The sequence below is a fragment of the Paenibacillus sp. FSL E2-0178 genome, assembly GCF_038593005.1.
GTDB classification, from domain to species: domain Bacteria; phylum Bacillota; class Bacilli; order Paenibacillales; family Paenibacillaceae; genus Paenibacillus_AQ; species Paenibacillus_AQ phytohabitans.
On sequence record NZ_CP151953.1, the window covers coordinates 6676911 to 6690237 of the forward strand.

The following is a 13327-nucleotide window of genomic DNA, read 5'->3' on the forward strand; positions in this document are numbered from 1 at the left end:
CTAGATTTTTTTGACCACTGGTTGTATAATCATAAACCATATACCACATTCTATTTAGGGGGAACTGCTAGATGAAGAAGAGTAAAAGTCTATTGCTCATGTTCGCATTAGTTTTGGTTATCGGCACAGTGCTTGCTGGCTGCGGCGGAAACAACAACAATGCTAACAGCGGCACCAATGCTGCAGCAACAAATGCAGCTGGTAATGAAGGTAGCACGAACACAGGAACAACTGGTGACGAGAAACTGGCTGCTGACCAGACACTTAGAGTCAACCTGACTGCAGAACCACCTACTTTTGACCCTGCTCAAGCTCAGGACAGCCAAGCTAATACCGTCCTGAAAACTATGTATGAAGGTTTGACCCGCATGAATGACGAAACTGGCCAAGCTGAGCCGGGAATTGCCGAATCTTGGGAAATTTCCCCTGACGGTCTGGTATATACATTCAAACTGCGTGATGCACAATGGAGCAACGGCGACCCTGTAGAAGCTGCTGACTTCGTTCGCGCTTGGAAAATCGTGCTGGATCCTAACACAGATCCAACTGCACCTTATGCTTACCAATTGTACTACCTGAAGAATGCTGAAGAATATTATGGAAAGAAAGTTACAGATTTCAACGAAGTGGGCGTAAAAGCTGTTGATGCGAAAACTCTTGAAGTTACGCTGAAAGCACCAACTCCATACTTCCTTGGCCTTCTGTCCTTCTATACTTATTACCCTGTACACAAATCCGTTGAGGGTAATACTAAATGGGCAACAAACAAAGATACTATGATCACTAACGGTGCGTTCACATTGACTGAGTGGACTACCGGCCAATCCCTGCAAGTAAGCAAGAACGATAAATATTGGGATGCTGCTAACATCAAGCTTGCTAAAATCGACTTCTCCCTGGTTAACAGCGGTGCAACTGAACTGCTGAGCTACAAGAACGGTGAACTTGACCGCGCTGGTGCACCACACGGCGAAATCCCGCAAGAACAGATTCCTATCGTACAAAAAGAGCTTCCTAACGAATTCCAGAGAAAAGGTATCGCAAGTACCTACTACTATGAATTCAACATCACTGAAAAACCTTTCGACAACGTTAAAATCCGTAAAGCCCTGGCAATGACTGTTAACCGTCAATCGCTGATCGACAATGTAACACTTGGCGGACAAATTCCGGCATACGGCTATGTACCTCCGGGTATCGCTGGCGCTGACGGTGAATTCCGTACTGCAGTTAAAGACAGCTACTTCACTGAAGATACCGAAGCAGCTAAGAAGTTGCTGGCTGAAGGTCTGGCTGAAGAAGGTCTGACTGAACTGCCACCGGTTGAACTGTCTTACAACACAAGTGAAGGCCACAAGAAAATCGCTTTGGCTGTAGCTGACATGTGGAAACAAGCTCTGGGTATCACTGTAAACACTGTTAACCAGGAATGGGCAGTATTTATCGACAACCGTCAAAACCTGAACTACCAGATCGCACGTGCTGGCTGGACTGCGGATTACAATGATCCAATGACCTTCCTGGATATGTGGGTAACAGGCGGCGGTAACAACGATACTGGTTACGCTAACCCTGAATATGACAAGCTGATCGCTGACGCTAAAGCAAGCTCCGACTTGGCAGCACGTCAAGAAATGTTTGCTAAAGCTGAAAAAATGATCATTGAAGATGATATGATCCTGATTCCGTTCTACTACTACACAAACAACTCCCTGACTAAAGAGTACCTCAAAGGTGTAACTCTTGACTTCAGCGGTGCAATTGACTTCACTCGTGCTTACCTGCTTGAGCACTAAGAATTGTAGAACCTTCGGTTAACATAACTGAATAGTGGTTGTCTGAAGGTAGCAATATACTTCGGGATATATATGTGGAATTCCATATATATCCCTTTTTTTTGCATTTCAGGCTTTTTGTTAAAGATTTCACGAACTTACAAAATAAGAAATTAGACAAATGGCCATTTTTTTCATAAAATCTAATTATGTGTCTCAAAAAAATTGTCGAAGGAGGTGTTGATGGGGATGGTTCGTTATGTTGCCAATAAGTTCTTCTATATGCTTGTCTCGCTGTTTGTGCTAATTTCAGCGACCTTTTTTCTGATGAAAGCCATTCCGGGGGACCCGTTTACTTCTGAAAAGAAAGTTCCGCCGGAAATAAAAGCGCGTTTATACGAGCAATATGGACTGGACAAGCCGCTCTATCATCAGTATTTCAAGTATTTGGGTGAAATTGTCCAGGGTGATCTGGGTGTATCCATGAAGCGTCTGAATCAGGATGTAACTCACTTGATCGGACAGACGTTCTCGGCGTCTCTAAAGCTGGGGGTTATCGCAATTATTGTGTCGGTTATTGTCGGAGTCTTTCTCGGCATGATGGCGGCACTCTATCATCGCAAGTTTATTGACAGTGCGGCTATGGTGCTGGCGGTGCTGGGGATTGCAGTTCCGAGCTTTGTAGTCGCCTCGCTGCTTCAGTATGTGTTCGCCTACAAGTTCCACATGTTCCCGGTTTCCGGATTTAAGGGGCCGCTGTATTATGTCTTACCTGTAACCGCACTCTCGGCACAGCCGATAGCCTTTATAGCGAGGCTAACGCGCTCAAGTATGCTGGAAGTGCTGCATGCAGATTACATCAAGACGGCTAAGGCCAAAGGCCTAAGCTGGGCAGCAATCCTAAGCCGTCACGTACTGCGGAACGGAATTCTGCCGGTTGTAACTTATATGGGACCTATGACGGCTAACATCGTAACAGGTTCTGTAGTTATCGAGCAGATCTTCGGTGTCGGCGGTATCGGTAAGCAATTCGTCGAAGCGATTGGTGTGCGTGACTATACCGTTATTATGGGGATTACGATCTTCTACGGCGTATTGCTCATGCTAGCACGCTTTATCACGGATATTGCTTATGTGTTTGTAGATCCGCGTATCAAACTAAGTGGTGGAAAGGAGGGCTAAAGATTGGCTTCTGACAAAAAATTGGTATCGCAGGATGCGAACCTGAAACCGGAAGATTTCCGTAAAATCGGAATTGATGAGCGGCAAGCTGAAGTCATTCAGCGCGAAAGTTTGTCTGCCTGGCGGGATTCCTGGGAACGTCTGCGCCAGAACAAAATGGCAATGACAGCACTGGGTATTCTTGGACTGATTATCCTTGCGGCGCTTATCGCTCCGTTGTTCTCAAAGTACAATTACTACTCAAATGATTTGCTCAGTACCAATAAGCCTCCTTCATCCGAGCACTGGTTTGGTACAGATGATCTGGGACGCGATATCTTTGTCCGTACCTGGTACGGTGCACGTATCTCACTGATTGTCGGCCTGGCTGCCGCTGCCATTGACCTTTTGATCGGGGTTATCTACGGCGGAATCATGGGTTACTTCGGTGGACGTGTAGACAATATCATGAACAAAGTATCTGAAATTCTTTACTCCATTCCTTACCTGTTGGTTGTTATCCTGCTCCTGGTTGTGCTTGAACCAAGCCTTGGGACGATCATCCTGGCGCTGACGATAACGGGCTGGATTACCATGTCCTGGATTGTCCGCGGCGAGATTATGCAGTTGAAGAACCGTGAGTTCGTTCTGGCTTCGCGTTCGATGGGTGCAGGGTCCAAAAGACTGTTGTTCAAACACCTTTTGCCTAATGCGGTAGGTCCGATTATCGTAACCATTACACTGTCTGTACCAAATGCCATCTTTGCTGAAGCGTTCCTGAGTTTCCTCGGACTTGGTGTACAGGCTCCTGTAGCTTCCCTCGGATCGATGATCAATGATTCACTGACTGGCTGGCTTTATTATCCGTGGCGTTTCCTGTTCCCGGCTATCCTGATCAGCTTGACCATGCTTTCCTTTAATATTTTTGGTGACGGTCTCCGTGATGCACTGGATCCTAAGCTGAAGAAATAAGGAGGTGAACAATGATGGAACCCATTCTGCAAGTCAAGGATTTGCAAGTTTCCTTTTTTGTAAAAGGCGGAGAAGTTCAGGCTGTACGCGGTATGAACTTTGAAGTAGGCAAAGGCGAGACCGTAGCCATTGTCGGTGAATCCGGCAGCGGCAAAAGTGTCACTGCACAGTCAATTATGCGGCTGCTGCCTGCCCCGCTCTCCAAAGTGAAGCAAGGCGAGATTGTTTTTCAAGGAAAGAATCTGCTGGACCTTAGCATGAAACAAATGGAATCGATTCGCGGCAAAGATATTGGCATGATATTTCAAGACCCGATGACTTCTTTGAACCCAACTATCAAAGTGGGCAAACAGATAACCGAAGTTTTGATCAAACATCAGAATATGTCAGCGGCCGAAGCGAAACAGCAAGGTATTGAAATGCTGCAATTAGTAGGCATTAAAAATGCGGAGGCTCGCTTTAACCAATATCCCCACGAATTCTCCGGCGGGATGCGCCAACGCGTAATGATTGCCATTGCTCTGGCCTGCCGCCCGGCTCTCCTGATTGCGGATGAGCCGACAACGGCGCTTGACGTAACCATTCAGGCGCAAATCATGGAAGTTATGAAAGAGATGCAGCAAAGACTAGGGACCTCCATCATCCTGATTACACATGATCTCGGCGTGGTTGCCGGCATGTGTGACCGGGTCATCGTAATGTATGCTGGTGAAGTGGTCGAAACAGGGACACGCTGGGAGATTTTCAAGAATCCCCAGCATCCTTACACCAAAGGTCTTTTGCGGTCGATGCCGCGTCTTGACCAAAAGAAGGGTGAGCCGCTGATTCCGATCATCGGTACTCCCCCGGATCTAATTAAGCCGCCGGTCGGTTGCCCGTTCACAGCGCGTTGCAGCGAAGCAATGCATGTCTGCGAACAGATCGATCCCGGCGCCACAGAGTTCAGCGAAACGCATATGGCGCGCTGCTGGAATCTGCATTCGATGGCCAAGGAGGTGCAGTTCGTTTGAGTAAGAATCTGATTGAAGTAGAAGGTCTTAAGAAGTATTTCAATGTAGGCAAAGGAAGAGTTCTTAAGGCTGTTGATAATATTAATTTCTCGATTCGCGAAGGCGAAACCCTGGGTATGGTAGGGGAGTCCGGTTGCGGTAAGACTACTGCAGGCCGTACGGTTCTCCGCTTGTACGAGCCGACTGCAGGAAGCGTGAAATACAATGGTGTAGATATCTACAAATTGTCCGGCAGCAAAATGAAGGCTATGCGCCGTGATATGCAAATGATCTTCCAGGATCCGTATGCCTCGCTTAATCCGCGGTTAACGGTTTCGGATATCATTGGTGAAGCACTGGACATTCACAATCTTGCAGGAAGCCGTCAGGAACGCAAGAAACGGATTGAAGAGCTGCTTGACATGGTTGGACTTAATCATGATCATGCAACCCGCTATCCGCATGAATTCTCAGGCGGCCAACGCCAGCGTATCGGTATTGCCCGTTCCCTTGCGGTTAACCCTAAGTTCATCGTCTGCGATGAGCCGATCTCCGCGCTGGACGTGTCCATTCAGGCACAGGTAGTCAATCTGCTCAAAGAACTTCAGGATCGTCTTGGACTTACTTATCTCTTCATTGCGCATGACCTGTCCATGGTTAAGCATATCAGTGACCGTGTAGCTGTTATGTACCTGGGTAAAATGGTTGAACTCGCAGAAAGCGAAGAATTGTACGCTAACCCGATCCACCCGTACACCAAGTCGCTGCTCTCGGCGATTCCGGTTCCGGATCCGGAAATCGAAGCGAACAAAAAACGCATTCATCTGCATGATGAGCTGGGCAGTCCGATCTATGCTGCCGGCGAAAAAACAAATGACAGCGAATTTGAATTGGTAGAGGTGTCCAAGGGACACTTTGTTGCTAAACAGTTCGCTTAAAATTTAACAGCAGCATTACCGTAGGCGGGAGCGTTCAGCTCTCGCCTATTCTTTCAATATAAGCTTGTAAAGCTGCATGTCGGCGCTTCTTTCTTTGACGCCGCACCTAACTTTGGATACAATCATAAAGGGTTTACCGATTTATGATTACATACAGCAGGTTATAGTAGAACAGGAGGCAATTGCATATGAATGTTGTACCGGAACCACTTCCTGGCGGATCTGCGCTCGCCAGTGACTATATACATCAATATGAAACTGTAGGACATTTGTACGGCGGGGATTTCCGCAACCGGGAGAGCCGGGTTAAGCGCGCAGAATGGCTTGATGGAACCGCAGACCTCCGTGCAGACCGTACCGCGGTTGTTTCATACTTACGCAGTTATAACGGAGAGCATAATGCCCATGAAGCGGTAATGCGCTCCCTTGACTTATTGGAGCAGCCGGATACGCTGGTGGTCACAGGCGGCCAGCAGAGCGGTATGTTCACAGGTCCGCTCTTTGTAGTATATAAGGCTATTACTGCAATTCAGGCTGCGCGGGAAGCAGCAGCCCAGCTGGGGCGCCCCGTTGTTCCGCTGTTCTGGATTGCCGGTGAAGATCATGATTGGGATGAAGTCAATCATACGTATGTACTGAACCGGACGGGCGAAATTACGCGGATTAAGCTGGATAAAGGCGAAGGTCCGCGTTCTTCTGTCAGTGAAATCAAGGTGGAAGCAGAGAGCTGGCTTCAGGCTATAGGGCAGCTGGACGGACTGCTGCAGGATAGCGAATTCAAGCCGCAGGTTATGGAGTTTGTCACAGCAGCTTCGCTGGGTGCGGACAATATGACTGCAGCTTTTGCCAAGCTGATGGGTTCTCTGTTCGGGCAATACGGGCTGATTCTGCTGGATTCTGCCGATTCCGCGCTGCGCAGACTTGAAATGCCAATGTTTGCTGCAATGATCGAGCGCAATGACGAGCTCGAGGCTGCCTACACCGCAGCGGCTGATCGTATTGCTGCGGGCGGATACGTGCTGCAGGCGGATGTGACACCCGGGAATGCCAACCTCTTTTATATACATGAAGGCGCACGGCTTCTGCTGCATAAGGAGGGGGACAGATTCGCAGACCGGAAATCCGTGGTATCTTTTTCCCGTACAGAGCTGCTGGAGCTGCTGGAGAGCCATCCTGAGCGGTTCAGCAACAACGTGCTGACGCGTCCCTTGATGCAGGACTACGTACTGCCTGTGCTGGCTACGGTGCTGGGACAAGGAGAAATGGCTTACTGGGCGATTCCTCATCAGGCCTTTAAGGTGATGGGCGGACAAATGCCGCTGATTATTCCGCGCATGTCTTTTACAGTCATAGAGGGAACGCTTCACAAGCATATGGATAAATACGGACTCTCCTTCACGGATGTACGTCTTGGTCTGGATGATAAACGCAAAGAGTGGTTAACGGCGCAGGATGAGCTGAAGATTGAAGAACGGTTTGAACAGACCAAGGCAGCATTCTCCGCGATGTACGAGCCGCTGATTGAGCAGCTTGGCGGAATTCAGGCAGGTCTGCTGAAGCTGGGGAACAGCAACAAGGACAAGATTTTGGATCAGATCTCCTTCCTGCAGGGCAAAGCACTGGATGCGATGGAGAAGCAGAATGAGGCGGCGCTGCGGCAGTGGGAACGGATTGAGCTGTCCGTTATGCCACTGGGTAAACTGCAGGAGAGAGTATATAATATGATGTATTATCTGAACCGTTACGGTCCGGGCTGGCTGGAGGAACTAATGGCCGTACCCGCCGATTACAGCGGAACACACCGCATCATTTATATGTAGGAATATATTTTAGGAGGTTATAACATGAGTTCTTTGTCCAAGGAAAATAGTATCGTAACCGATATGTCGCTCGCGCCCGAGGGGCATCTCAAAATCGACTGGGTTCGCCAGCATATGCCGGTACTGAACCGTATCCGTGAGCAGTTCGAAGCGGAGCAGCCGTTCAAGGGCCTTAAGGTATCGATCACGCTTCACCTGGAAGCCAAGACCGCTTATCTGGCCAAGGTGGTACAGGCTGGCGGGGCCGAAGTTACGATAACCGGCTCGAACCCGCTGTCCACACAGGATGATGTGTGTGCCGCATTAGTTGAGGACGGCATCACCGTGTTCGCCAAATATAATCCGTCGCCCGAAGAATTCAAGGCGCTGAACATCAAGGCGCTGGAGAGCAAGCCGGATCTGATTATCGATGACGGCGGAGATTTCGCCACACTGCTGCATTCCGAGCGTCCTGACCTGATGGAGAATATCCGCGGCGGCGCTGAAGAAACAACTACAGGAATTATCCGGCTGAAGGCGCTGCAGAAGCAAGGTATGCTGAAGTTCCCGATGGTGGCTGTAAATGACGCCTATTGTAAATATTTGTTCGATAACCGCTATGGCACAGGCCAATCGGCATGGGACGGCATTGTTCGCACAACCAACCTGATTGTGGCCGGCAAGACAGTGGTTGTAGTGGGCTACGGCTGGTGCGGTAAAGGTGTAGCGATGCGGGCCAAGGGTCTCGGAGCGAACGTGATTGTTACTGAAGTGGATGCGATTAAGGCCGTAGAAGCCCACATGGACGGATTCCATGTGATGCCAATGCTGGAAGCAGCAAAGCGCGGCGACTTCTTCGTAACCGTTACCGGCAACCGGTATGTTATCCGCGGCGAGCATTATGATGTCATGAAGGATGGTGCGATCCTCTGCAATGCCGGACACTTCGATGTTGAAGTGAACAAGCCGGAGCTGGCTGAACGCTCCACTTCCCAGCGGACGGTGCGGAAGAATATTGAAGAGTATCTGCTGAAGGATGGACGCAAGCTGTACCTGCTGGCTGAAGGACGTCTGGTGAACCTGGGCGCAGCCGATGGCCATCCGGCAGAAATTATGGATACCACCTTTGCGCTGCAGGCCTTATCCCTCAAATATGTGAATGATAATTATAAAGATATCGGCGTCAAGGTGGAGAATGTTCCGTATGAGCTTGATGAGCAGGTTGCGCGTTATAAGCTGGAGAGTCTGGGAATCGCCATTGACAGCCTGACGCAGGCACAGGTGGACTACCTGGACAGCTGGAATCTGAACGACTAAAGAATGGATCTGCAAAACCCGGAGCCAATCAACTGGCCCGGGTTTTTATTTTTTACGGAATATTGCAGAGCCACTTGACAAACAAGAAAAAATTACCTTGCTTCGGAAAAAGGTTTTTGATTTTTAATGGCGAATCTATTATGCTTAAGTGGTGAAAAGTGGGGCAAAGTGGGGAATCGGTACTTAGGGGTGGGGAAAGATCATGTTTATGGGGGAATACCAGCATAGCATTGACGACAAAGGCCGGATCATTATCCCGGCTAAATTCCGTGAATTGCTCGGAACCTCCTTCGTGGCGACCCGCGGCCTCGACTCCTGCTTGTTTGTTTATCCCATGGAAGAATGGGGAATCATGGAGCAAAAGCTTAAAAGCCTATCACTGATGAAATCGGATGCCCGTGCCTTCAGCCGCTTTTTTTTCTCGGGAGCGACCGAATGTGTGTGGGACAAGCAAGGCAGGGTGAATCTGCCGGGGAATCTGCGGCAATATGCCAAGCTGGACAAGGACTGTGTTATTCTGGGCGTTTCGAACCGGGTGGAGATCTGGAACAAGGAGCTATGGGAGCAGTACTTCGAACAGTCAGAGGAATCGTTCAACGAGATTGCCGAGAAATTGGTTGATTTCAATTTTGATCTATAAAACATACAATTCGAATTACTGCCTTGGAGGGATGCAGCTTGTTTCACCACATCACGGTGCTTAAGGAAGAAGCGACAGAAGGGCTGCACATCAAGAAGGATGGTATATATGTTGACTGTACGCTCGGAGGAGCCGGGCACAGTTCGCTTATTGCATCCAAGCTTAGCGGCGAAGGCCGGCTGATCTGTCTGGATCAGGATGACTGGGCGCTGAATAATGCTAAAGAGAGATTAGCCGAGTACGGAGACAAAGTGGTTACGGTTAAGACCAACTTCCGTGACCTCGAACAAGTACTGAAGGAACTGCCTTTTGTTCCGCAAAAGGACGGAGTTCCCCAAGTGGACGGGATTCTGTTCGATCTGGGGGTATCTTCTCCGCAGTTTGACGAAGGAGAGCGGGGATTCAGCTATAATCACGATGCTCCGCTGGATATGCGGATGGACCAGTCGGCACAGCTGACTGCGGCCGATATCGTCAATACCTGGAGTGAACAGGAAATTGCCCGTGTGCTTTTCCAGTATGGAGAAGAGAAGTTCTCACGGCGGATTGCCCGCAAAATTGTGGAGCGCCGGGAAGAACGTCCGGTGGAGGGCACCGGAGAATTGGCTGAGCTGATTAAAGAGGGCATTCCAGCGGCTGCGCGGAGGACAGGAGGACATCCTGCCAAACGGAGTTTCCAGGGCCTGCGGATTGCTGTCAATGATGAGCTGGGAGCTTTTGAGGATGGCCTGCATGCTGCTGTACGCTGCCTTGGACCTGAGGGAAGAGTATCCGTAATTACCTTCCATTCGCTGGAGGACCGGATCTGCAAACAGATTTTCAGCAGCTATTTAAGCAGATGCACCTGTCCGCCTGATCTGCCCTACTGCGTGTGCGGCGCCAAAGGAACCCTGAAACTGATTAACCGCAAGCCCATCGTACCCGGAGAAGAAGAACTGGAGCTTAATTCACGTGCCCGTTCAGCCAAACTGCGCATTGCAGAGAAATTGTAAATGACGATAAAGGAGAGTCAGAGATGGCCTATACCCGCGGCAATTTAGCAGTTCAACCCAAGAGAAAAGAAGAGGTAAACCCGCTTTACCGTGAGAAGACAAAAGTCGTCACCAGGCGGAGAGTGCTTCCGCTGCAGGAGAAGCTTTTGTATATGATGACGCTGGGAGCCTTTATCCTGGTATCTGCCGCCCTGATCTGGCGTTACGTCCATATTTATGATTTGAACTTGCAGGCACAGAAGCTGGATAGCGAGATCGCGAAGAGCAAGAAGCAAATTGCTACCTATCAGATGGAGAAGCAGACCCTTGAACAGACGGTGGTCAAGCGGGCGGAAGAGATGGGATATAAGACTCCTCCTGTAGATTCAACAATCTATGTACCGCTTAGTAAACAGGTCACTGACAAAACCGGCAACTAATCAGCGATTGACTTCAATCGCAATAATAGAATCTGTGAGGTTTGCTATGGTAAAAAGAATAAAACTTCGCACGCTGTTTATAGGAGGGTGTATTACCCTCTTTTTTCTTGTTTTAGTCGGCAGAGTTTTCTGGATTCAGGTAATGCAGAGTGAAAAGTGGCAGAAGGAAGCAGCTACGCAGTGGGCACATACTTCAACCATCAAGGCGGTCCGCGGTGTGATTGAAGACCGTAACGGTAGTGTTCTGGCCAGTGACGTTCCTGCCTATACTGTTGTGGTTGACCCCGAGGTCATTGCCGAGAAGGGGATCGGCCAGGAGGTCATCCAGGGACTGCATGAACTGCTTGGCAAACCTGAGGATCAGCTGAAGAAGCTGGTAGAGGCCAAAGACGATAAGGGTAAGTACTACAAGAACCGGGAGATCCGCAACGAAGGCTGGAAGATTAATCAGGATCTGGCCGATAAGGTAACGGCTTTTGTGGACAAGCTCAAGAAAGAGCATGATACCCTGGAAACGGGTGTAGGTCTCGTAAGGGAGCAGAAGCGTTATTATCCGAAGGATTCGCTGGCTGCGCATATTCTGGGCTATACCGACAGGGACGGCAATGCGGTCATGGGTCTGGAAAAGTACTTCGACAAACAGCTCTCCGGTACGGATGGCAAGCTGAATTATCAGAGTGACGGCAAGGGAATCAAGCTGCCCGATTCACAGGATAGCTACCAGCCTGTAGTGAACGGAAGCAATTTCAAGCTGACCATCGACAGCACCATTCAGCACTATATCGAAGAGGCGATGAAGAAGGCCTATGCCGAGTACAAACCGAAGTCGATAAGCGTCATTGCTGCCGATCCGAATACGATGGAGATTCTGGGACTGGCGAATATGCCGACCTTCAATCCAAATGAATATTATGACCTTAATCAGGATGCGGCTGGCTTCTATAATCACGCGATCATGTCGAGATTTGAGCCGGGCTCCACATTCAAGATTGTACCGCTGGCAGGTGCCGTTCAGGAGAAGCTGTTTAATCCCGAAGAGACCGTCCATTCGGGCTCTATCCGGATCAAAGGGTACAGCAAACCGATCTATGATATGAACAGAGCCGGTTATGGAGATATCACCCTGCTTCAAGGGGTCAAACGTTCAAGTAACGTAGCCTTTGTCAAGATTGGTTATGAACTGCTGGGCCAGGAAAAGCTGCTGAAATATATCAAGGATTTCGGCTTTACGGAAAAGACAGGCATTGACCTTCCGGGTGAGACCACCGGTATTGTCAACCCAAATCCGAACAGGCCGATAGAGAATGCTACCTTGGCCTATGGCCATGGCAAGCTGCTGGTTACACCGATTCAGCAGCTCACGGCGATGGCTGCGATTGCGAACGGCGGCAAGCTGATGGTGCCGCATGTAGTGAAGGAAGTTACCGATCCTAATACAGGCAAGACTACGGTGACTCAGCCGGAGGTTGTACGGCAGGTGATTTCAGAGGAAAGCGCCCGCGAAACCGGCAGCTACCTCGAGCAGGTCGTGGCAGACCAGGTAATCGGAACCGGACGGCATGCCTATATCGAAGGATACCGGGTGGCCGGCAAGACCGGAACGGCGATTAAGCCTGACGGCAAGGGCGGGTATGACCGGGATAAGGTGCTCGCCTCCTTCCTCGGGTACGCTCCGGCCAATAATCCGAAGATCGCGGTATTCGTCGTAATTGATGAGCCTGCGGATGCTGCCGGCGGCGGAGCCGCAGCCGGACCTATTTTCAAAGAGATAGTCTCGCAGTCCCTGCAATATATGGGCGTACCCAAAACGGTTGAATCGGATAAAACATTGGGAAGCAAAACGTCAGTCAAGCTGGCGGCTGACTCCTCAGAGCTGCGCAGTACACCTGATCTCGTGAACAAAACCGTTAAGGAATCCAGACAACTGCTCCTTAATCAAGGCTTTGACTTCGAGATTGTCGGCACAGGGGCAAAGGTAATCAGCCAATATCCGGATAAGAGCACGAAGCTTGCCGCCGGACAGCGGATTTATCTGCTTACCCAGCAGGATGAAGCAATAACCATTCCCGATTTGAAGGGAGAATCTTTGCGAGATGCCCTGGAAATTCTCAATCTGCTCAAAGTAGGGATAACGGTTGAGGGCGAAGGGTATGTCACAGAGCAGACGCAGACCAAGAATAACAACAAAACGCATATTTCTCTGAAGCTCAGTCCCCTGAATGAATACGGGGAGAATATCCCTGTAGCCGTCAACGTTGACCCCGATGCAGAGGATTCTGCGGAGTAGCGCCTATATAGGCTTGTTCTAACCCCTGTTTGTCCCGA

11 protein-coding genes are annotated in these 13327 nt (G+C 49.6%); all 11 read left to right on the top strand.

The genetic code is table 11. The annotated features are described in order from the left end of the window. The first annotated feature begins 71 nt into the window (after positions 1-71). The 11 genes from MHI42_RS28955 (at position 72) to MHI42_RS29005 (ending at position 13289) form a co-directional block, all read left to right on the top strand. Positions 72-1796, top strand: a complete 1725-nt coding sequence (locus tag MHI42_RS28955) for a peptide ABC transporter substrate-binding protein (RefSeq protein WP_342421397.1) — start codon at positions 72-74, stop codon at positions 1794-1796. A gap of 228 nt (positions 1797-2024) precedes the next feature. Further along, positions 2025-2957 (top strand): ABC transporter permease, encoded by a 933-nt coding sequence (locus tag MHI42_RS28960; RefSeq protein WP_039304450.1) that lies wholly within the window; start codon positions 2025-2027, stop codon positions 2955-2957. 3 nt (positions 2958-2960) lie between these two features. Beyond that, positions 2961-3908, top strand: coding sequence for an ABC transporter permease (locus MHI42_RS28965; RefSeq protein WP_042139397.1), 948 nt, complete (start codon positions 2961-2963; stop codon positions 3906-3908). Positions 3909-3922: 14 nt separating this feature from the next. Beyond that, the gene (locus MHI42_RS28970; protein WP_042141541.1) at positions 3923-4918 is read left to right on the top strand and encodes an ABC transporter ATP-binding protein; all 996 of its coding nucleotides are present in this window, start codon (positions 3923-3925) and stop codon (positions 4916-4918) included. Next, positions 4915-5835 (top strand): ATP-binding cassette domain-containing protein, encoded by a 921-nt coding sequence (locus tag MHI42_RS28975; protein WP_039304228.1) that lies wholly within the window; start codon positions 4915-4917, stop codon positions 5833-5835. The genes MHI42_RS28970 and MHI42_RS28975 overlap by 4 nt, the downstream gene beginning before the upstream one ends. Before the next feature lie 188 nt (positions 5836-6023). Beyond that, the gene (gene bshC / locus MHI42_RS28980; RefSeq protein ID WP_342421398.1) at positions 6024-7655 is read left to right on the top strand and encodes a bacillithiol biosynthesis cysteine-adding enzyme BshC; all 1632 of its coding nucleotides are present in this window, start codon (positions 6024-6026) and stop codon (positions 7653-7655) included. A gap of 24 nt (positions 7656-7679) precedes the next feature. Beyond that, positions 7680-8951, top strand: coding sequence for an adenosylhomocysteinase (locus MHI42_RS28985; RefSeq protein ID WP_171721013.1), 1272 nt, complete (start codon positions 7680-7682; stop codon positions 8949-8951). A gap of 202 nt (positions 8952-9153) precedes the next feature. Beyond that, positions 9154-9591: a division/cell wall cluster transcriptional repressor MraZ gene (mraZ, locus tag MHI42_RS28990; RefSeq protein ID WP_039304237.1), complete on the top strand. Its 438-nt coding sequence runs from the start codon at positions 9154-9156 to the stop codon at positions 9589-9591. 38 nt (positions 9592-9629) lie between these two features. Then, the gene (gene rsmH / locus MHI42_RS28995) at positions 9630-10583 is read left to right on the top strand and encodes a 16S rRNA (cytosine(1402)-N(4))-methyltransferase RsmH (protein WP_342421399.1); all 954 of its coding nucleotides are present in this window, start codon (positions 9630-9632) and stop codon (positions 10581-10583) included. A gap of 23 nt (positions 10584-10606) precedes the next feature. After that, on the top strand, positions 10607-11002 hold the full coding sequence (locus MHI42_RS29000; RefSeq protein ID WP_342421400.1) for a hypothetical protein: 396 nt from the start codon (positions 10607-10609) through the stop codon (positions 11000-11002). 142 nt (positions 11003-11144) lie between these two features. Next, the gene (locus tag MHI42_RS29005) at positions 11145-13289 is read left to right on the top strand and encodes a penicillin-binding transpeptidase domain-containing protein (RefSeq protein ID WP_342421401.1); all 2145 of its coding nucleotides are present in this window, start codon (positions 11145-11147) and stop codon (positions 13287-13289) included. The last annotated feature ends 38 nt before the right edge of the window (positions 13290-13327 follow it).

Excerpts from the sequence above, each read along its gene's own strand:
- MHI42_RS28955 (WP_342421397.1), top strand. The coding sequence starts at position 72 with ATGAAGAAGAGTAAAAGTCTATTGCTCATGTTCGCATTAGTTTTGGTT.
- MHI42_RS28960 (WP_039304450.1), top strand. The coding sequence starts at position 2,025 with ATGGTTCGTTATGTTGCCAATAAGTTCTTCTATATGCTTGTCTCGCTG.
- MHI42_RS28970 (WP_042141541.1), top strand. The coding sequence starts at position 3,923 with ATGGAACCCATTCTGCAAGTCAAGGATTTGCAAGTTTCCTTTTTTGTA.
- bshC (WP_342421398.1), top strand. The coding sequence starts at position 6,024 with ATGAATGTTGTACCGGAACCACTTCCTGGCGGATCTGCGCTCGCCAGT.
- MHI42_RS28985 (WP_171721013.1), top strand. The coding sequence starts at position 7,680 with ATGAGTTCTTTGTCCAAGGAAAATAGTATCGTAACCGATATGTCGCTC.
- mraZ (WP_039304237.1), top strand. The coding sequence starts at position 9,154 with ATGTTTATGGGGGAATACCAGCATAGCATTGACGACAAAGGCCGGATC.
- MHI42_RS29000 (WP_342421400.1), top strand. The coding sequence starts at position 10,607 with ATGGCCTATACCCGCGGCAATTTAGCAGTTCAACCCAAGAGAAAAGAA.
- MHI42_RS29005 (WP_342421401.1), top strand. The coding sequence starts at position 11,145 with ATGCAGAGTGAAAAGTGGCAGAAGGAAGCAGCTACGCAGTGGGCACAT.